Here is a 24,840-nt window from a genome sequence, read left to right as displayed (position 1 = left end):
ATCGCCCCGGGGACGCCGCGAAGGGCCGATGCAGCGCGGAGGGGGACTCGGCTGCATCGGCCCGCGGCCCGTGTCAGCGCACGCTCTCCCTGCGGGCGCGGGACACGAGAGCCCAGCCGGCGAGGAGGAGGCCGCCGCCGACGGCCAGACCGGCCCATCCGAGCTCTCCGCCGGTCGGGGCGAGCGGGCGGGGCTTGGGCTTCGGCTCGGGCTTCGGCTTCTCGGGCTTCGGCGGGGCGGCCGGTGCCTCCTCGTCGCGGGCGGTCACGGTGACCTCGTTGGTCGGCGCCTCCGGCTGGTTGCGCGTGGCGAAGGTCGCGACGTTGTCGAAGGACGTCTCGACCCGCTCGCCCGGCGCCAGCGGGGGCGCCGACGGGATGGCGGCCTCGAACGTCACCGTGACGACGGCACCGGGGTCGATCGCCGCGATCTCGACGCGGTGCGTGGCGGACTCCGCATCGTATGCCGCGTCGCAGGGGACCGAGCACGTCGCCTCCGCGGCGCTCTCGAGCCCGTCCTGCAGCGCGTCGACGACGACCACGTCGCGGCTCGGGGCATCGCCCGATGCCGTCAGCGTGATGCGGTACTGCACGGTGTCGCCGAACTCGACCCGGCCGTCCGACTCGACCCAGTCGCCGCCGTCCTGCTCCCAGACCGACTTCTCGGCCTCGAGCGCGCCCGCCACGAGCGGTGTCGGCTCGCAGTCGACGTTGTTGCCGGGCATCGCGGCCACGGCCCCGACGGGCTCGGGGCAGACCGGCTGCTCGGGCGCGGGATCGTCCTCGGTCGTGACCCAGGCGATGTTCTCGTACTCGCCTGCGGGTGCGTCATCCGCGAACCGCACCGTGAGCACGAGCTCGACGCTCTCCCCTGCCCCGAGCAGGGCGGGGTCGACCGCGCAGGTCACGGTCTGGCCGTCGGCGGAGCACCCGTCGGGCCCGGAGACGAAGACCATCCCATCGGGGAGGCGATCGGTCACCGTGACCGGCTCGTCGGCGTCGGCGTCGCGCGAGCCGATGTTCGCCACCGTGATGGTGTAGTCGAACTCCTGCCCGGCCTCCGCCGTGACGCCGCCGTCGTCCTTCGTCAGGAGGAGGTCGACGGGGTGATCGGCGTTGACGATCGTGCACACGACGTCGACGATCCCGACGATGGTCACGACGTCGTCCTCGAGCGCGCCGCCCACGCACGTCCACATGCCCGCCTCGTAGCCGCCGGGCCCGCTCTCCGACAGGGAGTAGGCGCCCGCGGGGACGTCCGCCCTCGTCACGGCCTCCTCGCCGGTCGTGCCCTCGATCGCCACGGGTCCCTCGGCCCGGAGGACGAAGTCCGACACCTCGGCGTCGCCGCCGTCGTCGTTGTGGACGACCTTGACGAGGGTGAGGGTGGGGTGCTGCAGCGGCGTCGGCTCGCAGTCGACGTTGTTCGACGGGCTGGGGCACTCCGGCTCCTCAGGAGCCGGGTCGTCCTCGGTCGTCACCCACGCGACGTTCTCGTACTCGCCGGCGGGCGCGTCGGCCTCGAACGCGACCGTGAGCACGAGCTGCACCGACTCGCCCGCGCCGAGCAGGGCGGGATCGATCTCGCAGGTCACGACGCGGCCGTCGGCCGAGCACTCGGCAGGGCCGGACACGAAGCGCATGCCCTCGGGCAGCTCGTCCACGACCGTCACGGGCTCGTCCAGGTCGGCATCGCGCGCACCCTCGTTCACCACCGTGATCGTGTAGTCGAAGCTGTCGCCGTTGGCCCCGGTGGCTCCCCCGTCGTCCTTCGTGAGGGCGAGGTCGACGGGATCGTCGTCGTTCACGATCGTGCACACCGCGACGTCGCCGACGCCGAGGGCGAGCGCCGATCCGTCGAGGGCTCCGCCCTCACACGACCATGCCGAGGCCGTGTAGCCGGGCTGCGTCTGCTCCGACAGCTCGTACACGCCGGCGGTGACGGGCGCGTCGGTCACGGCATCGTCGCCCGAGACTCCCGAGAGAGCGTCCGGCCCCTCGGCCATCAGCGGGAAGTCCTCGACGCCGAGGTCGCCGCCGTCGTCGTTCACGACCTCCTTCACGAGGGTGAGGCGCGGCGCGATGTCGTCGTTCACGATCGTGCAGACCGCATCCTCGCCGACGTCGAGCGTCAGCGTCGAGCCGTCGAGCGCTCCGCCCTCGCAGCTCCACTCCCCAGCGGCGTAACCGCCGGGTCCGGTCTCGGCGAGGGAGTACTCGCCGGCGAGAACCGTCGCCGTCGTGACCGACGGGTCGCCGGTCGCCCCCGAGATGTCGGCGGGGCCATCGGCGCTGAGGGTCCAGTCCGTCGGCAGCGCGGTGCCGCCGTCGTCGTTCACGACCTCCTTGACGAGGGTCAGATGCGGTGCGATGTCGTCGTTGACGATGGTGCACGTGACATCCCCGCCGTTCGGGACGGTGACCACGCCGTCGGGCGTGACCGCACCCCCGTCGCAGACCCAGACGCCCGGCTCGTAGCCGTCCGGCCCGTCCTCGCTGAGGACGTAGTCGCCGCCGGGGACCACGGCGTCGGTGACGGCAGGATCTCCCGTCACACCCGAGATGGTGACCGGCCCCTCGGCGGTCAGCGTCCACTCGGCGGGGTCGAGCGTCCCGCCGTCATCGTTGCGGACGTCCTTGATGAGCGTGAGCTCGCCGGGCTGGTCGTCGTTCACGATCGTGCAGACCGCGACGTCGCCCACGTGGAGGACGAGGTCCGCACCCGTCAGGGATCCGCCGTCGCAGCTCCACGCGCCGGCTGCGTAGCCGCCCGGGCCCGACTCCGACAGCGCGTACTCTCCCGCCGAGACGGGCGCCTCGGTGACGGCCGGGTCGTCGGTGACGCCCGAGATGGGCGTCGGCCCGTCGGCCATGAGGGTCCAGTCGATGTCGACGGCCGTGCCGCCGTCGTCGTTCACGACCTCCTTGATGAGGGTGAGCAGCGGCGCGATGTCGTCGTTCGTCAGCTCGCAGTAGGCGCTGCCGCCGTTCGCGACGGTCACCTGGCCCTGCGCGAGGTCGACCTCGGTCTCCCGCGTCTCGTCGGTCCAGCAGGACACCCCGGTCAGCTCGTAGCCCGCGAGCGCCTCCTCGCCGATCGCGTACGAGCCGGCAGACACCTCGGCGTCCGTGACCTCGGGCGAGCCCTCGGTCCCCGAGATCGGAGTGGGGCCATCCGCCGTGAGCGTGAAGTCCGTGTCCACCGCCGTCCCGCCGTCGTCGTTCACCACGCTCTTCACGAGCGTGAGGTGCGCGGGCAGGTCGTCGTTCGTCACCTCGCACAGAGCCGTCGCCCCGTTCGCGAGAACCAGCTGCCCGTCCTCGAGATCGATCGGCGTCTCCCGCGACTCGTCAGTCCAGCAGGACACCCCGGTCAGCTCATAGCCCGCGAGCGCCTCCTCGCCGATCGCGTACGAGCCGGCAGACACCTCGGCATCCGTGACCTCGGGCGAGCCCTCGGTCCCCGAGATCGGAGTGGGGCCATCCGCCGTGAGCGTGAAGTCCGTGTCCACCGCCGTCCCGCCGTCGTCGTTCACCACGCTCTTCACGAGCGTGAGGTGCGCGGGCAGGTCGTCGTTCGTCACCTCGCACAGAGCCGTCGCCCCGTTCGCGAGAACCAGCTGCCCGTCCTCGAGATCGATCGGCGTCTCCCGCGACTCGTCAGTCCAGCAGGACACCCCGGTCAGCTCATAGCCCGCGAGCGCCTCCTCGCCGATCGCGTACGAGCCGGCAGACACCTCGGCATCCGTGACCTCGGGCGAGCCCTCGGTCCCCGAGATCGGAGTGGGGCCATCCGCCGTGAGCGTGAAGTCCGTGTCCACCGCCGTCCCGCCGTCGTCGTTCACCACGCTCTTCACGAGCGTCAGCTGCGCGGGGGCGTCGTCGTTCACGATGGTGCAGACGGCGTCGACGTCGAGGGGCAGCGTGAGCTGGTCGCCCTCGAGGACGCCCTCCGTGCAGCTCCAGGCGCCGGCCGTGTATCCGGAGGGTCCGACCTCGGCGAGCGTGTAGTCGCCGGCCGAGACGGTCTCCGGCCCGACGCCGCCCGCTCCCGAGATCGGGGTCGGGCCCTCGGCGCTCAGCGTCCAGTCCGTGGCGACCGCCGTGCCGCCGTCGTCGTTCACGACGTCCTTCACGAGGGTCAGGGTCGGCGCGATGTCGTCGTTCACGATCGTGCACGTGACGTTCTCGGCCAGGTCGAGCGTGACCGTCGACCCCTGCAGCGATCCGCCGCCCGTGCAGGTCCAGTCGCTCGCGGCGTATCCGCCGGGGCCGGCCTCGGACAGATCGTAGGACCCCGCCGGCACCGCGACATCCGTGACCGCTCCCGACTCCGTGGCGCCGGAGATCTCGACGGGGCCGGACGCCGTGAGCGTCCACTCCGTCGCCGCGGCCGTGCCGCCGTCGTCGTTGACGACCTGCTTCCGCAGCGTGAGCCGCGGTGCCACGTCGTCGTTCACGATCGTGCAGACGACGTTGCCGCCGTTCGGGACGACGACCGTGTCGCCGTTCGCCTCCGCGCCCGAGCAGGTCCATGCGCCGGGCGTGTACCCCGCGGGGCCGCCGGTCTCCGAGAGCGTGTACTCGCCCGCCGAGACCTCCTCGACATCCGTGCCTCCCGGGCCCGAGATCGGGGTGGGCCCGTCGGCCGAGAGCGTCCAGTTCGTCGGCTCCGCCGTGCCGCCGTCGCCGTTGTCGACGCTCTTCACGAGCTGGAGCGTCCCCGGCAGATCGTCGTTCGTCAGCTCGCAGAGCGCCGTGCCGCCGTTGGCCAGTGTGAGCTGACCCTGCTCGAGCGCGATCTCCGTCTGGCGCGTGTCGTCGGTCCAGCAGGACACCCCCGTGAGCTCATAGCCGGCGAGAGGCTGCTCGCCGATCGTGTACGCGCCGGCCGGCACCTCGGCGTCCGTCACCTCGGGCGAGCCCTCCATGCCCGAGATCGACGCGGGGCCGTCCGCTGTGAGCGTGAAGTCGGTCTCGAGCGCGGTGCCGCCGTCGTCGTTCACGACGTCCTTCACGAGCGTGAGATGCGCCGGCTGGTCGTCGTTGACGATCGTGCACACAGCCGATTCGCCCGGCGCGATCGTCACGACATCGCCGACGAGGGCCGCCCCCGCGCACGACCAGGCGCTCGCGGTGTAGCCGGGCAGCTCCTCCTCCGAAAGGGTGTAGGCGCCGGGGGTGACGAGCGACGTGAAGTCGCTGCCCTCGCCGTCGACCGTGTCGGCGCCGGTGATCACGGTGTCGCCGTTCACCGCCGTGAGCGGGAAGTCGGCGGCGGCCGCGGTGCCGCCGTCGTCGTTGACGACCACCTTGTCGAGGGTCAGCGAGGTCACCTCGTTCGTGATGACGCAGTGCGGGGTCATGAGCCCGAGCGTCGCCGCCGACAGCACGAAGTCCTGCCCCGTGTACGCCCCGCCCTGCCACACCGTGGTCTCCACGGTGGGCGAGCCGACCTGGAAGGGATCCTGGTAGGTGCAGACGACGGACAGGCCGGTGACGCCGGCGGGAAGCCCGTCGACGAGCTCCCCGACGCGGTAGTCGGGCTGCGCGATGAGTCCGCTCCAGGTGTGCGAGGTGTTCGCGGCGATCTCTGCCGTCACCGACGCGGTCGAGCCGTCCTGATCGGCGACCGGGCCCGTGGCTCCCCCCGCCCCGTGCGACGGCATGCCGTCGGCCTGGTCGATCACGTAGTCGAACAGGAGCCCGTCGGGCACCGCGCCGTCGACGACCTTCTCGACGATGAGGTCGCCGCACGTGCCGATCGTGAGGGGGTCGCTCGCGACCATGAAGTCCTGGAGCTGGCCCTGCGTCCCCGCGTTGCCGGTCTTGGTGACGATGTCGCCGGTGGTGAACGTGACGCACCCGTCGGCCGGGAGGATGCCGGCCGCCGTGAGGTCGATGGCGAACTCGCCGAACGTGTCGCCGATGGCTCCGCCGAAGTCGGGGTTCGGGCCGAGGGCGGCCTGGAACACGATCGAGCCGGTCGGCGCCCAGGAGTCGCCGTCCCATGCCATCCCGAGCGCGTCGGTGGATCCGTTGGGGTTCACATTGAACTGCACGAGCACGTCTCCGTCGCGCCCGGCCGGTCCCCCCTGGAAGGAGTAGTTGATCGACAGGTCGCCCGTGCCCTCGGGCGCGCGCGACCAGTACTGGTACAGGATGACGTGCTGCTGTCCGTCGATGTCGACGATCTCGTACGCGGCGCCGGCCTTGCACAGGTCGCTCTTCTTGTTCGGGAACGGGCCGGGGCTCATCGCCCAGGGGTCGTCGTTGATGTTCTGGCTGTTCGTGCCGCTGACCGTCGGGTCGCTCGCGCTCGTGCCGTCGCCCTCGCAGGCCTCGGCGAGGTCGTAGCTGTCCAGGATGCCCGTCGTCGGGCGCCCATCCGGCGTGAGGCCGGGGCCGTAGAAGGCTCCCCAGTCCGTCGGCCCCGCCTTGTCCCCGTCGATCGCGAACGAGGTGTTCACGATGCCCACGGTCGCGGCCTGCGCGGGGACGGCGACGAAGGCGCCGAACGACGCGAGCACCACAGCGGTCGCGCCCGCGAGGAGCGCCCTCACGCGGTGACGCACGGTGCCCCTCGAAGCCGGGCGTCCGACCATCCGGATCCTGGACATGGTTCACTCCTGTCCGGGCACTTCTGCCCCCGTACCTGCGCCCACGCACGGGAAAGAGCCGCCGAGTCACGGCTGCGCGGGTGCAGCGGTCGCGAGACCGCTGAGGACAACTTCGCGACCTGGGAGGTTGCCGAGAGCTGTCACCGTCGCAATTCACCCGGCCCGTCACCCGCCCCGCACGAGGCGACGGGGAGCGCGGAATTCCGCGGGTTCACCCGGCTCGTCACCCGTCCGCAGGAGCGTCGTCGAGAACACGACCCCCGCGGAGGGCCCGAGAGGAGCACAATGTGGCTCGTGAGGGGTAGTTCGGATGCTTCCGTACCCGGGGAGGCTCCGCGAGCACCGAGCGTTTCAGCGCGCATCTATCGAGCTCTCGGCACCAGGTCCTGGGATACAGCGCTGCGCCTGGTCGAGGAGAACTGGACGCGGCTCATCGCCGAGGACGTGTCGGCGATCCGCGCGGTCGTCGAGACCGTGCCGGTCGAGCGGCTCGAAGCCGACCCGCGGTGGCCTCGTGCACGGGCCTATCTCCTGACCATCCCGACGAAGAGCGCTCCCCCGCGTGTGGGCCTCGGTGGCGAGCGCGTCGACGAGGTGCTGCGGCTCACGTCGGCCGCACGCGGCGCCCGGACCGCCGAGGACCACGCCGAGGCCCTGCGCCTGGTCCGCGCGGCCCGCGACGCGTACGAGTCCGCCTCTGCGCACCGCAGGGGGGCACTCGCGGACGACCTGCCGCAGCTCCTCCTCACGTGGGGGCTCACCGAGGCCCTCGGCGGCGACGGCGGCGCCGCGGTCGACCATCTCGTCCGCGCCTACTCGACCGCCCGATCCACCGGTGCGCCGCGCATCGCGCTGGCCGCGGCATCCGAGCTCGCGTGGCAGCACGCGATGGAGGGCCGGTCGGATGCGCGCGACGACTGGATGGCGGCGGCGCGCCTGCTCCTCCCGGCGGGCGAGATGCAGCCGCACGCGCCCGTCGCGCTCCTGCTCGCGCACGCGATCGCGGCATACGACGCGAACGACCTCCCCGCCGCGCACCGCCTGCTCGAGGCGGCGTGGGACGACCGCGGCGAGCGCGCGGTGGAGATCTCGACGCTCCAGGCGTTCGTCGACGCGAAGGACCCGGCAGCGGATCCGTTCGCGCATGTGGCCCGTCTCGAGTCCGCATCGCTCGCGCACCTCATCGACGACCGGCGGGGCCGCCTCGACGCGGCGAGAGCGTGCGCGCTTCTGCACACGGGGCACGGCGAGCAGGCCCGACGCCTGCTCGAGGAGGTGGCCGTGCCCGTCCTGCCCTCCATCCGCGCCCTGCGCGCATCCGCGCATCTCGTGCAGGGAGACCTCGATCGCGCCCTCCGCGACGCGCACGCGTCGCTGCATGAGCTGGGTCGGCCGCGCGGGGTCGTCGAGGCTGCGGCGGTGATCGCGGCCGTGCACCTGCGCCGCCGCGACGGCGAGACGGCGGCCGCCTTCCGGCGCGCCGTCACGCTCGCCGACACGCATCGCCTGCCGCTCGCGCTCGCCAACCTGCCGGCGGGCGACTTCGCCGCGCTCGCGCCGTTCGCGCCATCGGGGAGCCCGAGCATGAGCGTCCTCGAGCGCGCGCCCGTCCGGCGTCCGAGCGTGCCCCCGCTGAGCGGCGTGCGCGCGACCGAGCAGGAGCTTGCGGTGCTCCGCCTCCTCGCCGGCGACCGGAGCATCGCGCAGGCGGCCGCCGTGCTCGGGGTGAGCCCGAACACGGTCAAGACGCTCGCGCGGCGGATCTACGCGAAGCTCGGCGTCTCGGATCGCCGGCAGATGCTGCTCGCGGCGCAGGAGCACGGCCTGCTCTGACCGACACCCTGGGGAGGGACGCATGGAAGAGGACGAGGAGAGGCACGGGCTCCGCTCGGCCGTGTTCGAGGCGCTCGCCGACGAGCGGTGGCGCGACGCGATGCTGCTCGTCGAGCGCGGGTTCGGCGCACTGCTCGCGTTCGAGCCGGCGATCATCCGGACGGTCGCGGATGCGCTCCCGGAGGCGGAGCTGCACCGTCGTCCGCGCTGGATCGGCCTGCGTCAGTACGTCCACCATCTGCTCACGTCGCCCTCGAAGCCGCCCGTGTTCCCCGAGGCCGACCCGCGCGCACTCGATCATCTCGAGGCGGGCGACCGCGTCGGGCTGCTCACCGGCCGTGCAGCCGCGCTGCGCACGCGCGGGATGTTCGCGGACGCCGCCGCTGCCGCGGAGGATGCGCGCGACGCGCTGCAGCGTCTCGACGATGCGGACCGCACCGAGCTCGAGCCGTTCCTGCCGACGCTCATGACCCAGTGGGGAGCGACCTTCGCGGCGGCGGGCGAGCTGCCCGCTGCGATCGATGTGCTCCTCGGGGCCGCGTCCCTCGCGGAGCGCACCGGCTCGCTCCGCGCCGAGATGGAGGCGCTGGGCGAGCTCGCGTGGATCAACGCGGCCGCCGGGGAGGGGGCGCATGCCGACCGGTGCATCGCCCGCGCGGACGCGCTGCGGCGCCGACACCCGGACGTGCAGCGCATCCGGGGAGGACTCGCGCTCGCGAAGGCCTACCGCGCGAGCGACGCGCTCGACGTCGAGCGCGCGATCGCGCTGCTGGATGGCCATGAGGAGTCGTTCGAGGAGCTGGGGATCATCGCGGCGTCGCTGCGCAGCATCCTCGGGGCGAGGGCGCGGTCCGCCGACCCGGTCGACATGCTGAGCAGACTCGAGGTCGAGGTCGAGAACAGCCCCGCGCCCCGGACGGCGAGCGGCTTCAACGCCGCATTCGTCGCGATCGGCCGCGCGACGCTGCTGTCGTACCAGGGCCTCCACGAAGCGGCGATCCTCGCACTGGACGCCTGCCCCGCACTCCCCCGCCCGGCGACGGGGGTGCTGCGCACCCGGCGGGCCGTCGCGCTCCTCGGCCTCGGCGAGCTCGACGCGGCCGTGCGCGAGGCGTCGCGCGAGACGTCGAGCGTCGCCCCGCGCGCCCGCACGGAGGCTCTCGTCGTCCGCGCGGCGGCCCTGCTGCGCCTCGGGAACCACGCGTCGGCTGTCACGTCGTTCCGCCTCGCGTGCGAGCTGAGCGAGGAGCACGGGCTGCGGGCATCGCTCTCCGTCGTGCCCGCGGCCGACCTCGGCGCTCTGGGAGCGGCGGCCGGGCTGCCGCCTGCGGCAGAGCTCGTCGCCGCACGCGACGTCCTCACGCCGTCGCCGTCCTACCGCTACGAGCGGCTCTCGCCCCAGCAGCTGGCGGTCGTCCGCGCTCTCGTCGACCACGAGCAGGTGGCCCAGGCGGCCTCCGCCCTCGGCCTCAGCCCGAACACCGTCAAGACGCACCTCCAGGCCGCGTACCGGCGGCTCGGGGCGACCGACCGCACGTCGGCGCTCGAGGAGGCGGGGCGGCGGGGGCTGCTGTGAGGCCCCGGAGCAGAACTCAGCGCCCGGGCCGCGGCGATGCCTGCGAGACTTCCGAGCGCTGAGTGGATCTGACTCAAGGATGCTCCGGGCGCTCCGGCCGTGTCAAGAGCCGATTCCCGATCAGTACGACAGCAGCTCCCTGCGGGCGTGCGCGGCCCGCGCGAGGAGCGCCCGCTCATCCGACGCCGCGTGCGGGTCGCGCCCCGACACCGCGCGCTGGCGGGTCGCGGCGAGCGCGGTCGCGTCCCGGATGAACGCGCGCATGAGATCGGATCGGTCACCGCGCAGGGTCCGCGCCCACGCCATCCCCGCGCGCCGGCCGGCCGGGGTCGCGAGCATCTCGACCTCCTGCGGCGTGAACCATCCGGCCGCCGCGTACTCGCCCAGCCGCTGCTTCGTGAGGCGCTCCTCCTCGCGTCGGAGCCGCACCAGCACAAGCGTGAAGATGACGAACAGCGGCACCTGCAGGACGACGTAGAGGTGGAGGAAGCCCTCGAGGTCGGTGAACGTGGCCGAGCCGTTCCAGAGCGCGTGCAGGGCCATCGCGCCGAGCAGTCCGCCGAGCCACGGGCCGAGCGCGGCCCCGAACGACGCACCGCGGCGCACCGCGCGCCCGAGCGCGTAGCCGGTGACCGCGGTGAACATCGCGTGCGCGAAGGGCGAGAGGAGCCCGCGCAGCACGAACGTCCAGGTGAGCGACGCCGCGCCGCCCTCGATCACCGACACCGCGAAGTACTGGATGTTCTCGGTGAATGCGAACCCCGCCCCCACGAGCGCGCCGTACACCACGCCGTCCACAGGGCCGTCGAACGCGCGGCGCCCCATGACGAGGATGAGGAGCAGCCCCGCCCCCTTCGCGAGCTCCTCGACGATCGGCGCCTGCACGACCGTGCCGAGGAGGTCGAGCGCGGGCGATCGCGGGAGCGTCATCTGCACCCCCAGGTCGAAGAGCAGAGCGAAGCCCACGGACGCGATCGCTCCCCACGCGAGCGCGAACACGACGAGGCTCCGCGGCTCGGGCTCCCAGCGGTCGACCCACAGCATCGCCGACACGACGAGCGCGAACGGCACGAGGGCGAGCACGAGGCCCACGATCGACGCGGCCGTCCCGAGCGCGCTCGTGAAGTACGACGCGAGGCCGAACAGCAGCACCGCGAGGACGGCCCACAGCCAGATCCACGCACCGCGCCCTCGGCGCGTGGGCACGGGGAGGCGGGGAAGGTGCGGCTGCGTGTGGCCGCCGACCGGGATGGCCGCGCCCGGCGCGCGCTCCGGCTGGTCGAAGGGCGTCGAGAACGGCTGCTGCGACGGCGGCGTGAGCCCGGTGCCGTAGGTCATGTCACACAGCCTATGGCTCCGCTTTTGTGCAGATCCGTCCCAGGATCGTGCACGGGCGGCGGATAGCCTGGATTCCATGCGCTTCGCCCACGTGACCTTCCCCGGGGGCGTCGCCCCTTCCCTCGCGCTCGTCGACGACGACGGCGCCGTCGCGGTCGCCGAGCTCGTCGAGGGCGGGCCCGACACGATCGAGCAGCTCATCGCGGGCGGACCGGAGCTTCTGGAGCGGGTCAGGGCCGCGGCGGGCGCGGGGCAGCGTACCCCGGTGTCGGAGCTCGACTTCGCACCGGCCCTGCTCACCCCGCCGACCATGCTCGCCGTCGGACTCAACTACGCCGCGCACTCGGGCGAGCTCAACCTCAAGACCGACGACACCCCGACGGTGTTCACGTTCTGGCCCAACTCGCTCCAGGGCCACGGGCAGACCACCACGTGGTCGCGTCGCATGAGCGAGGCCGTGGACTACGAGGCCGAGCTCGGCGTCGTGATCGGCCGCCCGGCGAAGGACGTCTCCGAGGAGGACGCCCTCGACTACGTGTTCGGGTACACGGTCGTCAACGACATCTCGGCGCGGAACATCCAGTACTCCGAGGCGCAGTGGTGCCGCTGCAAGTCGCTCGACGGCTTCACCCCCGTCGGGCCGTACATCGTCACGGCCGACGAGATCGCCGACCCGCAGGACCTGCACATCTGGACGCGCGTGGACGGGCACATGATGCAGGACGCCTCGACCGGGCAGATGGTGCGCACCGTCGCCAAGCTCATCTCGCACCTGTCGCAGGGGATCACGCTCCTGCCGGGCACGCTCATCTCGACCGGCAGCCCCGGCGGCTCGGGGTTCTCGCGGACGCCGCAGGTGCTCCTGCGCGACCGCTCGACCGTGACCGTGGGGATCGACGGCATCGGCGAGCTCACGACGCACTGCCGCATGACGGACTGATCGCTTGATGCGAAGGCCCCCGCTCCGGTTCCGGAGCGGGGGCCTTCGCATGCGGCGCGCTACGCCTGGGTCGGCACGTCCTCCGGCGCGATCACGGGCATGACCGACGTCACCGGCTCGAGGCCGGACAGGCGCGACGGGCTGAGCTGCTTCTCGACCTCATCGCGGTCCATGAGACCGGCCTCGACGACGAGGTCGGCGACGTTGCGGTTCGTCAGCAGCGCGGTCTTCGCGAGGGCCGCAGCGGCCGAGTAGCCGATGAACGGCGTGAGCGCCGTGATGACGCCCACGCTCGAGCCCACCATCGCACCCAGTCGGGCGCGGTTCGCCGTGATCCCGTCGACGCAGTTGACGCGCAGCGTGCGCATCGCCTGGCGCATCCAGATGATCGACTGGAAGATCGAGTGCGCGATCACCGGCTCGAACGCGTTGAGCTGCAGCTGACCGGCCTCGACCGCCATCGTGACCGTGACATCCGCTCCCGCGACCGCGAACGCGACCTGGTTCACGACCTCGGGGATCACGGGGTTCACCTTGCCGGGCATGATGCTGGATCCCGCCTGGCGCGCCGGAAGGTTGATCTCGCCGAACCCGGCCTGCGGACCCGAGGAGAGCAGGCGCAGGTCGTTGCAGATCTTCGACAGCTTGATCGCGTTGCGCTTGAGCGACGCGGAGAACGACATGAACGAGCCGGTGTCGCTCGTGGACTCGACGAGGTCGCTCGCCGTCTCGAGGTCGAGCCCCGTGATGTCGCGGAGATGCCGCTCGACGGCCTTCGCGTACCCGGGGTGCGTCGTGATGCCGGTGCCGATCGCCGTCGCGCCCATGTTGATCTCGTGCAGGAGCACGGCGTTCTCGTTGAGCCGCTGGTAGTCGGCCTCGAGCGTCGTCGCGAAGCCGTGGAACTCCTGCCCGAGCGTCATGGGGACGGCGTCCTGCAGCTGCGTGCGTCCGACCTTGAGCACATCGTGGAACTCGACGGCCTTGCCGAGGAACGACCGCCGCAGGAGGTCGAGCTCCTCGAGGAGGGAGCGCAGCGACAGCGAGAGCCCGATCTTGATCGACGTCGGGTACACGTCGTTCGTCGACTGGCTGCGGTTGGTGTGGTCGATCGGCGAGAGGTACGCGTAGTCGCCGCGCTCGCGTCCCGCGAGCTCGAGGGCGATGTTGGTGATGACCTCGTTCGCGTTCATGTTCGTCGAGGTCCCCGCGCCGCCCTGGATGACGCCGACGCGGAACTCGTCGTGGAACTGCCCGTCGATCACCAGCTGCGCGGCGCGATCGATGAGGTCGGCCCGGTGCGCGTCGAGCACGCCGATCTCGGCGTTCGCGCGGGCAGCCGCCTGCTTCACCATGGCCAGCGCGACGACGAGCTCGGGGTAGACCGAGATCGGGCGCTTCGTGATGTCGAAGTTCTCCATCGCCCGCGCGGTGTGGATGCCCCAGTACGCCTCGCGGGGGATCTCCATGGACCCCAGGGAGTCGGTCTCGGTGCGGGTGGGGGTTGCGTCCTGAACCATGTGCGTCTTCCTCGTGGGTCTTCACGTCGATGTGAGCGGGATGTGCACGATCCTACTCAGGGCAGGTGCTCTCGGTTCTCGACATCGCGTACAGGGCATTCGCGTCCGATGTACAGAGCGTACAAGTGCCATGTCCTCCCCCCGCGAGAGCGCTCGTCCGCATTAGCGTGGACCCGTGACCCCCGATGCGCAGACCGCGCCCCCCATCGCCCCGACCGCCCCGCGACGCCCTGTCGTCCGCACGCATCACGGCGACGTGGTCGAGGACGGCTACGAGTGGCTGCGCGCGAAGGACGACGCCGAGGTGAGGGCGCACCTCGAGGCGGAGAACGCGTACACCGACGCCCGTCTCGCCCACCTCGAGCCGCTGCGCGAGACGATCTTCCAGGAGATCAAGGACCGCGTGCGCGAGACGGACCTGACGGTCCCCGTGCGCCAGGGCGGATGGTGGTACTACGGCCGCTCGCTCGAGGGTCGGCAGTACGGCCTCCAGTGCCGCGCGCCGCTCGCGAGCGAGGACGACTGGACTCCCCCGAAGCTCGACGTCGACGTCGAGGTGCCGGGCGAGCAGGTGCTGCTCGACGGCAACGTCGAGGCGGAGGGACACGAGTACTTCGCACTCGGGGCGTTCAGTGTGACGACCGACGGCTCGCGCATGCTGTGGGGCGTCGACACGCAGGGCGACGAGCGATACACCGTCCGCGTGAAGGACATCGCGACCGGCGAGCTCCTGCCCGACGTGCTCGAGGGACTCGGCGGCGGGGCGCGCTTCACCCCGGACGGGCGCTTCATCCTCTACTCGACCGTGGACGATGCATGGCGCCCCGACGGCGTCTGGCTCCACCGCGTGGGCGAGCCGACCCGCGAGCACGACGTCGAGATCGCGCACGAGGACGACGACGCGTTCTGGATCGGAGCGGGCTTCACCCGCAGCCGGCAGTACCTCGTGATCGAGTCGGCGTCGAACACGACGAGCGAGATCCAGGTGCTGCCCGTCGCCGACCTGCCCCGCCTCGCCGAGGATCCGGCAGCCGTCCCCCGCACGACCATCTGGAGCCGCTCGGAGCGCATCGAGTACTCCGTCGACCACGCCGTCGTCGACGGTGCGGACTGGCTCTACGTGCTCCACAACCGCGGCGCGCTCGACTTCGAGCTCGTGCGCGTGCCCGCCGACGCCCCCGACGCTGAGCCCGAGGTCGTCATCCCCCACTCCCCCGGCACGCGCCTCGAGAGCGTCGACTGCCTGCGCGACTTCGCGATCGTGGAGTACCGGTCCGGCGGCATCCCGCGGGTCGGCATCCTCGACTACGGGACCCACGCCGTGCGCGAGATCGCGTTCGACGAGCCGCTGTACAACGCGGGGTCCGGAGGCAACCCCGAGTGGGCGCAGCCCGTCGTCCGACTGAGCTACGGCTCGTTCACGACGCCTGGCACGGTGTTCGACTACGTGGTCGAGACCGGCGAGCTGCGCGAGCTCAAGCACGTCGAGGTGCTCGGCGGCTACGACCCCGCCGACTACGGCCAGGAGCGACTGTGGGCGCCGGCGGCCGACGGCACGCTCATCCCCGTCTCCGTCGTGTGGAAGCGCTCCTTCGGCGACCCGGGCGCCGCACCCCGCCCGCTGCACCTGTACGGCTACGGCTCGTACGAGCACTCGATCGACCCCGGCTTCTCGTACGCGCGCCTGTCGGAGCTCGACCGGGGCGTCGTCTTCGCGGTGGCCCACGTGCGCGGCGGCGGCGAGATGGGCCGCGCGTGGTACGAGGACGGCAAGCTCGCGAACAAGCGCAACTCGTTCACCGACTTCGTCGACGTCGCGCGCTTCCTCGTGGACGGCGGGTACACCTCGCCGGACCGGATGGTCGCCGAGGGCGGGTCCGCCGGCGGTCTGCTCATGGGCGCGGTCGCGAATCTCGCTCCCGAGCTGTTCGCGGGCATCCTCGCCGATGTCCCCTTCGTGGACGCGCTCACGACCATCCTCGATCCGTCCCTCCCGCTCACCGTGATCGAGTGGGAGGAGTGGGGCGACCCGCTGCACGACCCCGAGGTCTACGCGTACATGAAGTCGTACACGCCGTACGAGAACGTCCGCGAGGGCGTGCGCTACCCGCGCATCCTCGCGATGACGTCGCTCAACGACACGCGCGTGCTGTACGTCGAGCCGGCGAAGTGGGTCGCGCGCCTGCGCGAGGTCGACGCGGACGCGCTCCTGCGGTGCGAGATGACCGCAGGGCACGGCGGCGTGAGCGGCCGCTACAACGCGTGGCGCGAGCGCGCGTTCCAGCTCGCGTGGATGTTCGACGTCCTGGGGATCGCCGACGAGGCCTCAGACCGGCTTGCGTGAGAAGCGCTCGAGCCGCTCCTGCGGGGTGAGCGCGGCCATCTCGGCGTACCACGCGGGCGTGAAGTAGTCGCCCGGGTCGGCTGACGCGACCGGCACGACCGAGTGGGTGATCGTGTCGTCGTAGACGTGCACGAGGTGGAACGCCTGGCCCGCGTCCATCCCGTTCACGCTCTGCGCCGGGAGCGCGATGTCCATCGTGTAGCAGGACGCCGATGCGACGCTCACGGGGACGCCCGCGAAGGTGCCGCTCGTCGAGTAGTGCAGATGCCCCGCGAGGATGGCGCGGACGTCCGACCCGCGCAGGACGCGCGCGAGCTCATCCTGGCGGCGCAGCTCGAGGATGTCGAACAGCGGGATGTGGCTGGGCAGCGGCGGATGGTGGAGCGCGAGGACGGTGCCGAGCGGCGCGGGTGTCGCGAGCTGCTCCGCGAGCCACTCGAGCTGGCCGTCGTCGAGATCGCCGTGGTGCCATCCGGGGACCGATGAGTCGAGCGCGATGAGGCGCAGCCCGCCGACATCCCACGCGCCGGTCACCGCCTCCTGCGTCGCGGGCAGGCCGAGCAGGTCGCGACGCAGCTCCGGGCGCTCGTCGTGGTTGCCCGCGACCCAGACGACGGGAGCGCCCAGACGCTCGGCCACGGGGTCGACGAGGGCGCGCAGGCGGGTGTAGGCCTCGGGCTCGCCGAGGTCGGCGAGGTCGCCGGTGAAGACGAGCGCGTCGACGCCGCCCGCGAGGCGCTCGACGCGCTCCAGGGTCTGCACGAGGTTGGCGTCGGTGTCGATCGCGCCGTTGAGCAGGCGCCCGCCCGCGAGCAGGTGGGTGTCGCTCAGGTGGACGATCGTGCGCCGCGCGGGCGCATGCCTGCCGAACTGCTCCATGCCGCCAGCCTAGGGGCCGCCCCGGACGGCGGCGCAACGAGCCCGTCTCCTGACGCGAGGACCCCATCGCCTGACGCGAGGGCCGCATGTCTCACTTCGCGCGGGAATTCGCCTCCCATGACCGCAGCAATCGAGACATGCACGGCCCGGTCCCGCACCCGTGTCTCACTTCGCGCGGGAATTCGCCTCCCATGACCGCAGCAATCGAGACATGCACGGCCCGGTCCCGCACCCGTGTCTCACTTCGCGCGGGAATCGCACGGCGAAAGCCGCAGGAGATGAGACATGGGATGGCACGCCGGACGGCCCCGGGCGAGCGCCGGACGACCCTGGACACCCGCGCAACGACGGCGACACCGCGTGCACAGGGCGGGGGCGCGCCGGATCGGCGCCGATCCGCGCGCGCAGGCGCCGCTCCGGTCGGCTCCGCCGGGCCATCCTGCCGCTATGTCGCGTCGTCCTGAGCCTCTCCCCCTCGACCTGGCCACTGCGCCGTTCCACGTGCGTGACGCGCTCGATCGCGGCATCTCGACCGCACGGCTCCGAGCCCTCGACCTCGACCGCCCCTATCCCGGGGTGCGGACGCCGCGCGCCCTCGCCCCCGAGAGCCTCCGCGAGAGATGCCTCGAGTATGCGCCGCGGCTGAAGCCCGGCGAGTTCTACAGCCACGACACCGCGCTCGGCCTCATCGGAGTGCCGGTGCCGGCTCGGGCGAACGCGCAGCTGCACGTGTCGGTGCACCGGCCATCCCATCCGCCCCGCATCGCGGGGATCCGCGGCCATCGACTGCAGCGACGCGAGGCTCTCCTGTACCCAGATGCCGAGCTCCCGCTGGAGTCGCCCGCCCGCGCCTGGCGCCAGGTCGGCGGGCTCTGGACGCTGGACGAGCTCGTCGTCGCGGCCGATCACCTCGCCGGTCGCCGCCACGGGGTGCTCACCCTCGCGGATCTCGCGGCCGAGGTCGAGATCATGGGCGACGTGCGCGGCCGCCGCCTGGCGAAGGCGCTCGCCCTCACCCGGCCGGGAGCGGAGTCGCCCGGCGAGACGCGGACGAGGCTCGCGATCTGGCGGGGCGGCCTGCCCGAGCCGGAGCTGAACTGGGATCTCCACGACGCCGACGGCACGCACGTCGCGCGGTTCGACATGGCCTACCTGCGGCGACGGGTGTGCGTCGAGTACGACGGACGCGTGCACGCGCAGGACGCACGGCAGTTCGAGCGCGACGCGGACCGCTGGGAGGCCGTGCGCAGACGCGGATGGCTCATGGTGCGGATCCTGCGGCATCACCTCGCCGGACCGAGCCCGGCTGCGGCCGGGCTCGTCGCGGCCGCGCTGCGGGAACGCGGATGGCGCCCCGGTGCCCCCGCGTGACGCGTGTCTCATTCTCGGCGGGAACGCGGCAGCGATTCCCGCCGAGAGTGAGACACGGGAGGAGGGAGGATCAGCCGAAGAGGGCTGCGGCCTCCTCGTAGCGGGCGAGCGGCACGGTGTGCAGCTCGCCGAGCGCCTCCGTGAACGGAACGCGCACGATGTCGGTGCCCTGCATCGCGACCATCTGGCCCCACGCGCCATCCACGACCGCGTCGGCGGCGTGCAGCCCGAGGCGCGTCGCGAGCACGCGGTCGAAGCCCGAGGGGGCGCCGCCGCGCTGGATGTGGCCGAGCACGGTCGAGCGGGTCTCGATCCCGGTCGCCTGCTCGATGAGCGGTGCCAGCACCTCGCTGATGCCGCCGAGGCGGGGGCGGTTGAACGCGTCGAGGCCCTTGTCGCTGTAGGCCTCGTCCTGGCCCTTCAGCTTGAAGCCCTCGGCGACCACGACCAGCGGGGCGCGACCGCGCTCCGCGGCGGCGAGCACGTGCTCGGTGATCTCCTCGAGCGACAGCGGCACCTCGGGGATGCAGATGATGTGCGCGCCGGCGGCCATGCCCGAGTGCAGGGCGATCCAGCCCACGTGACGGCCCATGACCTCGGCCACCATGCAGCGCTGGTGCGAGTCGCCCGTCGTGCGGAGGCGGTCCATCGCGTCCGTCGCGATGTTCACGGCCGTGTCGAAGCCGAACGAGTAGTCGGTCGCGCGCAGGTCGTTGTCGATGGTCTTGGGGACGCCGAGGACGGGGATCCCGTCGTTGTTGAGGCGCTGCGCGGCCGCGAGAGTGCCCTCGCCGCCGATCGCGATGATGCCGTCGAGCTTGTGCCCGTAGAGCGTCTTCGCGATGTTCTCGGCACCGCCGCGGTCGCCCTCGTAGGGGTTCGTGCGGCTCGTCCCGAGGATCGTCCCGCCGACCTTCGAGAGGCCCTTGACGTCGCGCCGCGTGAGGGGGAAGAAGTCCGCCTCCACGAGCCCCTTCCAGCCGTCGCGGATGCCGACGAACTCCATGTCGTACGCCTCGGTGCCCTTGAGCACCGCACCACGGATGACTGCATTGAGGCCGGGGCAGTCGCCACCACTCGTCAGAACGCCGATCTTCATGACAACAACGCTAGGGCATCCGGGAGGGTGTCCTTTCCCCTCCCGGGCGCCGCATGCGGTGGGAGCCTAGTCGTCGCCCAGAGCCTGGCGGAGCAGGTGCATGAGCGCGGCCAGCTGGACCGAGTCGCTCGACGTCTCGTCGAAGGCCTCGCCGTCGAGCGCGCGGCCCGCCAGACCCTGCTTGCGGTCGATGAGCTCGGCGATCTTCGTGTCGATCGTGTGCGCGGCGATGATCCGCCACGCGGTGACCGGCTCGTCCTGCCCGATGCGGTGGACGCGGTCGATCGCCTGCGTCTGCTCGGCGGCCGTCCAGCTCAGCTCCGCGAGCACGACGTTCGACGAGACCTGCATGTTCACGCCCACGCCCGCAGCCGTCAGCGAGCAGACCGCGATGCCGACCTCGGGATCGTTGTTGAACGCGTCGATCGCCGCCTGGCGCACGGCGCCGGTCTGCTCTCCGCGCACCGAGACCGCCTTGATGCCTGCCGCGGCGAAGTGCGCCTCCGCCTGGTCCATGACGTCGATGTGCTTGGCGAAGAAGACGACCTTGCCGACCGAGCGCTGCAGCTGCGCGGCATAGTCCGCCGCGAGCAGGGCCTTCGCCTGGCCGATCCGCCGCACCATCGCGAACACGTTGTCGCCGCTTGTGCCCGCGGCCTTCGACTCGTCGAGCTCGCCCTGCGCGACGAGGCGCACGATGTCGTCGTCGATCTCGCCCGCCTCGAGCCCGCGCTCGCCGCGCGCCTCGATGATCCGGCGGTAGCGAGCGGCGAGGCGCTCCCCGAGCTCGCGCTCGGCGGCGCGGATGCTGCGCCCGAACTCGTCGTCGAGCTGCACCGGCAGATCGGCGATGAGCTTGTCGGGCAGGTCGGCCGCGACATCCTTCTTGCGACGTCGCACGATGCCCATCGAGATGACGGCCTCGCGCGCCTCGGGGTAGAACGCCTTGTCGGCCGGAGTGAGCCCCGTCGCGTCGAGCTTCTCCATGAGCTCCGGACCGGGCTTCTCGCCGTTCGTCCACCCGAGGAAGCGCCAGATCGCGTCGAAGTCCTCGACGTCGTTGATGAGCGGCGTGCCGGTGAGGGCGAGGAGGAGCGGCTTGCCGCCGGGCGTCGACTCGCGGATGCTCTGCGACAGCGCGAGCACGTTCTGCGAGCGCTGCGACGACAGGTTCTTGATGAAGTGGGCCTCGTCGACGACCATCCCCCGCAGCCCGAGCGTCGCGAGCCATCCGATGTGCCGGTCGAGGATCTCGTAGTTCACGATGAAGACGTCGGCGAAGGCGTCGACGTCCTGCCCGTCGCCGTTGATGACCGTCGCGCGGCGCTGCGGCGTCCAGCGCTCCACCTCGCGCGCCCAGTTCATCTTGACGACGTTGGGCACGACCACCACGAGCGGGTACGCCTCGGCGACCGACGCCGCGAGCACCGACTCGGCCGTCTTCCCGAGACCGGGCTCGTCGGCGAGGAGGAACTCGCGGTGACCCGCGCGCACCGCCTCGAGGAACCGGGACTGATGCGGCATGATCTCGAGCCCCTTGGGCGAGAGCCGGTCGAACTCGGGCACGGGCGGGAGGGGCATCGTGGCGGCCCCGCCGCCGGCGCCCAGCTCGAACGCCTTGTAGAGCGGCCCCATGAGCTCCCAGCCGTCGAGCCGTCGACGCGGCGTCGGGCCGGCGGGCACGCGCGAGAGGTCGGGTGCGAGGAAGGGGTTCGCCTCGCGGCGCGCCTCGATCTGCGGCGGCGTCACGGCGCGCTCGGAGACGACGGGCGCGACGACGGTCGCGGGCAGCGCGGGCTTCTCGTCGGTGATGACGAGCTCCTCGGGCGGCAGCTCCGCACCCGACTCGAGCAGCCAGTCGCGGCGCATCCGGCGCGCGACGGGCGACGTCGCGTGGTCGGCCTCGAGGAGCTGGATGAGGGAGGTGTCGCGTGCCGCGGTCTTCGCGAGGATGGTCGCGACGCCGTCGAGCCGCTTGAGCAGCTCGGCGCGCGCGGCGTCGGAGAGCGCGTCGTCGGCCTTGACGCGGGCGCGCTCCTCGCGCACGAGGAACGCGATGACCTGGAACTTGACCCGGTTGGTCGGGCCGAGCTTGTTGCGCTGCGCCTTGGCCTCGATCTCGCGCACCTTGCGCGCGAGGATCGGGATGATCGGGGCCTCGTCGTCGCGTCGTGCGGACGAGGACTTCTTGCGCTGTCGCGCGGGTGCCGTGGTCGGCATGCTCCTCCTGAGCGTCGCTGCCGGCGGCCGCTGGTGCCTGGCCGGTCGAAGTCGTGCGTGCGTCACGCCCTGCCGGACTGCGGCGGCGCCGGCCGCCTGGATCGACGGACGGCGACCGAACAGCGCGCGCACTCCGGCGTCCGGTGACGCGGCCCGCTCCTCCGGCGCTGTCGCGTCGAACGGATGAGCGGAAGCCTCACGGGCATTCTACGCCATCGCGCGCCGGATCCCACCAGGCGCGGTCACATCCAGAGCGTCGCGATGAGGTCGTCGGTGTACTGGGGCTCGAAGTCGGCGTTCAGCCAGTGCGTCGCGGCCCACCCGCCTCCGCCGAGCACGTGCACCTCGCCGGTCGCACCGGGCACCTCCCCGGTCAGCTCCGTCTCGAGCTCGCAGCGAGTGACGACCTCGCGCTCCTCGCAGGTGAAGCCCTCGGCGAGCAGCGCGGTGCGGATGGTCTCGGTCTGGGCCTCGTCGACGGCGGCGAGGGTCGTCGCGATGCCGACCTCGCTCGCGAGCCCCCACGTGCAGCGCAGCGACTCGACGGCGTCGAGCACCTCGAGGGCGGGGACCACCTCGGTCGAGAGCATCGTGAGACCCGGGTCGTTCAGGGCACCGGCCTCCTCGCTGAGGATCGAGAGCGCCTCGGTCGACCAGGCCTGCTCGCACGAGGCGGGCATCGTGAACACGCCGGGCGCGGTCGTGGGCACGGATGTCGTCGGCGCGGTCGTCGGAGTGGAGGTCGCGGAGGGCGTGGGATCGGGCTCCGCACCCTGGCCCGTGCCGACGCTGCTCGCGCATCCTGCGAGAGAGAGGAGGACGCCCGCTGCGAGGAGGGGGGCGAGTGCACGGCGCATCATGCTCTCGACGCTATCCGAGCGGATGGCGCGCGGGCGACGACGCACGCCGATCGTGATGCAATCGCGCCGCACAGGCCTCGGGCGGCGGCCCGGCAGGCGAAGGTAGGCTGGGCGCATGGCCATCGAGCTCACCGAGGCGGCTGTCGCCGCCGCCATCGACCACGCGATCCTCAAGCCCGACTTCACGCGCGCCGACGTCGATCGCGAACTCGACATCGCGGCCGAGTGGAAGGTGTTCAGTGTGTGCGTGCGCCCGTCCGACGTCGCGTACGCCGTGCGCCGGCTCGAGGGCTCTGGCGTCGCCGTCGGCACCGTGATCGGCTTCCCGCACGGCACGACGTCGACCGCCGCCAAGGTCGCCGAGCTGCGTCAGGCGCGCGAGGACGGGGCCACCGAGTTCGACATGGTCGTGCACATCGGCGCCCTGCGCGGCGGCGAGGACGACCGGGTCGAGGCGGACATCCGCGCCGTCGTCGACGCCGCAGACGGCCTCGTCACGAAGGTCATTCTCGAGACGAGCCTCCTCGACGAGGAGCAGATCGCGCGCGGCAGCCGGCTCACGGAGGCCGGCGGCGCGACGTTCGTCAAGACCTCGACGGGCTTCGCCGGCGGCGGCGCCACGGTGCCGCACGTCGAGCTCATGCGCCGCAGCGTCTCCTCCGCCGTCCAGGTGAAGGCGTCGGGCGGCGTCCGCGGGCTGGACGCCGCGATCGCGATGCTCGAGGCCGGCGCGACCCGCCTCGGGACGAGCGCGAGCGCGACGATCCTCGGCGAGCTGCGGGCGCGCGCCGCGGGAGGCGTCGCCACGGGCGCCGAGGACTCCACCTCGTACTGAGCGTCAGCCGCCCGCGAGGACCTCGCGCACGCGCGCGACGTCGTCGGTCATCTGGATGATGAGCTTCTCGATGCCCTCGAACGCGACCATCCCTCGGATGCGCGCCGCGAACTGCACCTCGACCCTCAGCCCGTAGAGGTCGAGGTCGTCCTCGTCGAGCACGTACGCCTCGACCTGGCGCTGCGCGACGTCGTCGAAGGTCGGGTTCGTGCCGACCGAGATCGCCGCGGGGTACCGCACGACCGAGCCGAGCTCTCCGCGCGGGACGACGAGCCATCCCGCGTACACGCCGTCGGCGGGAATGAACCCCTCGGCGTCCTGCGCGAGGTTCGCCGTCGGGAAGCCCAGCTCGCGCCCGCGCTTCAGCCCGTGCACGATCTCGCCGCGCACGGCGTGCCGGCGACCGAGCAGCTTCGCGGCGCGCTCGACGTCGCCCGCGTCGAGGAGCTCGCGGATCCACGACGACGACACGCGGCGCCCGTCGCCCGAGCTGGCGATGTCGGGCATGATCTCGACCGAGAACCCGTGCTCGGCGCCCATCCGCTCGAGCAGCGCGGCGTCGCCCGCTCCCCCGCGCCCGAAGCGGAAGTCGCTCCCCACGAGGACCCGCTGCGCGCGCAGCGCGCCGACGAGCACGCGCTCGACGAAGCTCTCCGCGGGCTCCGCCGCGAGCTGCTCGTCGAACGCGAGCAGCAGCGTCGCGTCGACGCCCGTGCGCTCGAGGAGGTCGACCTTCTGCTGCACGCTCACGAGCGGCTGCGGGCAGCGGGCAGGCGCGATGAGCGCGAGCGGGTTCCGATCGAACGTGACAGCCACCGTGCGGGCGTCCGTGCCCGCGGCATCGACGAGCATCCGCTCGATGAGCGCGCGGTGCCCCGCGTGCACGCCGTCGAACTTGCCGATCGCGACGACGGAGGGCCCGAACCCCTCCGGCACCTCGCCGGCGTCGCGGAAGAGCATCATCGGGCGACCTCCGCGGCCTGCCGCGAGCGGGCGGGGCGGTGCGTCGCGAGCCACCAGATGCCGAAGAACGGCAGCACGAGCGGGATCCAGACGTATCCGCTTCCGTAGAGCGACCACACGGTCGGGTGCTGGAACAGGGCGGGGAGCGCGATGCTCAGGGAGCCCACGATGATGACGCCCGCGAGCTCGAAGATCACCGACACCCACGCGACGCGGTACCACGCGTCGCTCTTCGAGAACATCAGCGCGAGAGTCGCGAGGATGTACACGACGGCCGACGCCGCCGACAGGGTGTAGGCCACGGGCGCCTCGTCGAACGCGCGCACGATCTGCACGAACGACCGCCCGGTGGCGGCCAGCGCCATCACGCCGTACACGAACACGAGGACGATGCCCACGCCGGTCATCCGGCGGGTGCGCGCTGGCTCTGTCATAACGGCTCC

General features: G+C 72.2%; 15 protein-coding genes. 6 read left to right on the top strand and 9 right to left on the bottom strand.

What is annotated here, in order from left to right; all coding sequences use genetic code 11:
• Nucleotides 1-73: 73 nt before the first annotated feature.
• Nucleotides 74-6,619 carry a hypothetical protein gene (locus tag M1D56_RS05040; protein WP_456284871.1) on the bottom strand — a complete coding sequence of 2,182 codons (6,546 nt, stop codon included), beginning with the start codon at nt 6,617-6,619 and terminating at the stop codon, nt 74-76.
• 444 nt (nt 6,620-7,063) lie between these two features.
• On the opposite strand from M1D56_RS05040, the gene M1D56_RS05035 reads away from it, so the two are divergent.
• The gene (locus tag M1D56_RS05035) at nt 7,064-8,452 is read left to right on the top strand and encodes a response regulator transcription factor (protein ID WP_456284870.1); all 1,389 of its coding nucleotides are present in this window, start codon (nt 7,064-7,066) and stop codon (nt 8,450-8,452) included.
• 22 nt (nt 8,453-8,474) lie between these two features.
• Nucleotides 8,475-10,028, top strand: coding sequence for a LuxR C-terminal-related transcriptional regulator (locus M1D56_RS05030; protein WP_456284869.1), 1,554 nt, complete (start codon nt 8,475-8,477; stop codon nt 10,026-10,028).
• A 120-nt stretch (nt 10,029-10,148) separates the two neighbouring features.
• Here M1D56_RS05030 and M1D56_RS05025 read toward each other — a convergent pair whose 3' ends face one another.
• Nucleotides 10,149-11,366, bottom strand: a complete 1,218-nt coding sequence (locus tag M1D56_RS05025) for a PrsW family intramembrane metalloprotease (protein ID WP_271174211.1) — start codon at nt 11,364-11,366, stop codon at nt 10,149-10,151.
• A 76-nt stretch (nt 11,367-11,442) separates the two neighbouring features.
• On the opposite strand from M1D56_RS05025, the gene M1D56_RS05020 reads away from it, so the two are divergent.
• Entirely contained in the window at nt 11,443-12,306 is an 864-nt protein-coding gene (locus tag M1D56_RS05020; protein WP_282979982.1) for a fumarylacetoacetate hydrolase family protein, read from the top strand.
• A gap of 59 nt (nt 12,307-12,365) precedes the next feature.
• Here M1D56_RS05020 and M1D56_RS05015 read toward each other — a convergent pair whose 3' ends face one another.
• Complete coding sequence (locus tag M1D56_RS05015) at nt 12,366-13,826, bottom strand: aspartate ammonia-lyase (protein WP_271174209.1); 1,461 nt, start codon at nt 13,824-13,826, stop codon at nt 12,366-12,368.
• A gap of 175 nt (nt 13,827-14,001) precedes the next feature.
• On the opposite strand from M1D56_RS05015, the gene M1D56_RS05010 reads away from it, so the two are divergent.
• Nucleotides 14,002-16,170 carry a S9 family peptidase gene (locus tag M1D56_RS05010; RefSeq protein ID WP_456284868.1) on the top strand — a complete coding sequence of 723 codons (2,169 nt, stop codon included), beginning with the start codon at nt 14,002-14,004 and terminating at the stop codon, nt 16,168-16,170.
• Here M1D56_RS05010 and M1D56_RS05005 read toward each other — a convergent pair.
• On the bottom strand, nt 16,153-17,049 hold the full coding sequence (locus tag M1D56_RS05005; RefSeq protein ID WP_456284867.1) for a phosphodiesterase: 897 nt from the start codon (nt 17,047-17,049) through the stop codon (nt 16,153-16,155). The two genes, M1D56_RS05010 and M1D56_RS05005, sit on opposite strands and share 18 nt — an antisense overlap.
• 447 nt (nt 17,050-17,496) lie before the next feature.
• Here M1D56_RS05005 and M1D56_RS05000 point away from each other — a divergent pair, with 447 nt between their 5' ends.
• Nucleotides 17,497-18,420, top strand: a complete 924-nt coding sequence (locus M1D56_RS05000) for a hypothetical protein (protein ID WP_282979977.1) — start codon at nt 17,497-17,499, stop codon at nt 18,418-18,420.
• Between the two features lie 70 nt (nt 18,421-18,490).
• On the opposite strand, the gene M1D56_RS04995 is transcribed toward M1D56_RS05000, so the two are convergent.
• From M1D56_RS04995 to M1D56_RS04985, 3 genes are all read right to left on the bottom strand, one after another.
• Complete coding sequence (locus M1D56_RS04995; protein WP_271174205.1) at nt 18,491-19,519, bottom strand: ATP-dependent 6-phosphofructokinase; 1,029 nt, start codon at nt 19,517-19,519, stop codon at nt 18,491-18,493.
• Between the two features lie 66 nt (nt 19,520-19,585).
• Nucleotides 19,586-21,739 (bottom strand): DEAD/DEAH box helicase, encoded by a 2,154-nt coding sequence (locus M1D56_RS04990; protein ID WP_271174204.1) that lies wholly within the window; start codon nt 21,737-21,739, stop codon nt 19,586-19,588.
• 242 nt (nt 21,740-21,981) lie between these two features.
• Entirely contained in the window at nt 21,982-22,599 is a 618-nt protein-coding gene (locus tag M1D56_RS04985) for a hypothetical protein (protein ID WP_456284866.1), read from the bottom strand.
• A 115-nt stretch (nt 22,600-22,714) separates the two neighbouring features.
• On the opposite strand from M1D56_RS04985, the gene deoC reads away from it, so the two are divergent.
• Entirely contained in the window at nt 22,715-23,434 is a 720-nt protein-coding gene (gene deoC / locus M1D56_RS04980; protein ID WP_271174202.1) for a deoxyribose-phosphate aldolase, read from the top strand.
• 3 nt (nt 23,435-23,437) lie between these two features.
• On the opposite strand, the gene M1D56_RS04975 is transcribed toward deoC, so the two are convergent.
• Entirely contained in the window at nt 23,438-24,397 is a 960-nt protein-coding gene (locus tag M1D56_RS04975; protein ID WP_271174201.1) for a bifunctional riboflavin kinase/FAD synthetase, read from the bottom strand.
• Nucleotides 24,394-24,831 carry a hypothetical protein gene (locus M1D56_RS04970; RefSeq protein WP_324011991.1) on the bottom strand — a complete coding sequence of 146 codons (438 nt, stop codon included), beginning with the start codon at nt 24,829-24,831 and terminating at the stop codon, nt 24,394-24,396. The genes M1D56_RS04975 and M1D56_RS04970 overlap by 4 nt, the downstream gene beginning before the upstream one ends.
• Nucleotides 24,832-24,840 lie beyond the last annotated feature (9 nt).

The organism is Microbacterium sp. JZ101 (assembly GCF_053903175.1).
This window is presented reverse-complemented; position numbering and strand designations above follow the sequence as displayed.

What these genes read in the sequence shown, in the direction of transcription:
- M1D56_RS05040 (WP_456284871.1), bottom strand. Translation starts at nt 6,619, where the DNA reads ATGTCCAGGATCCGGATGGTCGGACGCCCGGCTTCGAGGGGCACCGTG.
- M1D56_RS05030 (WP_456284869.1), top strand. Translation starts at nt 8,475, where the DNA reads ATGGAAGAGGACGAGGAGAGGCACGGGCTCCGCTCGGCCGTGTTCGAG.
- M1D56_RS05025 (WP_271174211.1), bottom strand. Translation starts at nt 11,366, where the DNA reads ATGACCTACGGCACCGGGCTCACGCCGCCGTCGCAGCAGCCGTTCTCG.
- M1D56_RS05020 (WP_282979982.1), top strand. Translation starts at nt 11,443, where the DNA reads ATGCGCTTCGCCCACGTGACCTTCCCCGGGGGCGTCGCCCCTTCCCTC.
- M1D56_RS05015 (WP_271174209.1), bottom strand. Translation starts at nt 13,826, where the DNA reads ATGGTTCAGGACGCAACCCCCACCCGCACCGAGACCGACTCCCTGGGG.
- M1D56_RS05005 (WP_456284867.1), bottom strand. Translation starts at nt 17,049, where the DNA reads ATGGAGCAGTTCGGCAGGCATGCGCCCGCGCGGCGCACGATCGTCCAC.
- M1D56_RS05000 (WP_282979977.1), top strand. Translation starts at nt 17,497, where the DNA reads ATGTCGCGTCGTCCTGAGCCTCTCCCCCTCGACCTGGCCACTGCGCCG.
- M1D56_RS04995 (WP_271174205.1), bottom strand. Translation starts at nt 19,519, where the DNA reads ATGAAGATCGGCGTTCTGACGAGTGGTGGCGACTGCCCCGGCCTCAAT.
- M1D56_RS04990 (WP_271174204.1), bottom strand. Translation starts at nt 21,739, where the DNA reads ATGCCGACCACGGCACCCGCGCGACAGCGCAAGAAGTCCTCGTCCGCA.
- M1D56_RS04985 (WP_456284866.1), bottom strand. Translation starts at nt 22,599, where the DNA reads ATGATGCGCCGTGCACTCGCCCCCCTCCTCGCAGCGGGCGTCCTCCTC.
- deoC (WP_271174202.1), top strand. Translation starts at nt 22,715, where the DNA reads ATGGCCATCGAGCTCACCGAGGCGGCTGTCGCCGCCGCCATCGACCAC.
- M1D56_RS04975 (WP_271174201.1), bottom strand. Translation starts at nt 24,397, where the DNA reads ATGATGCTCTTCCGCGACGCCGGCGAGGTGCCGGAGGGGTTCGGGCCC.
- M1D56_RS04970 (WP_324011991.1), bottom strand. Translation starts at nt 24,831, where the DNA reads ATGACAGAGCCAGCGCGCACCCGCCGGATGACCGGCGTGGGCATCGTC.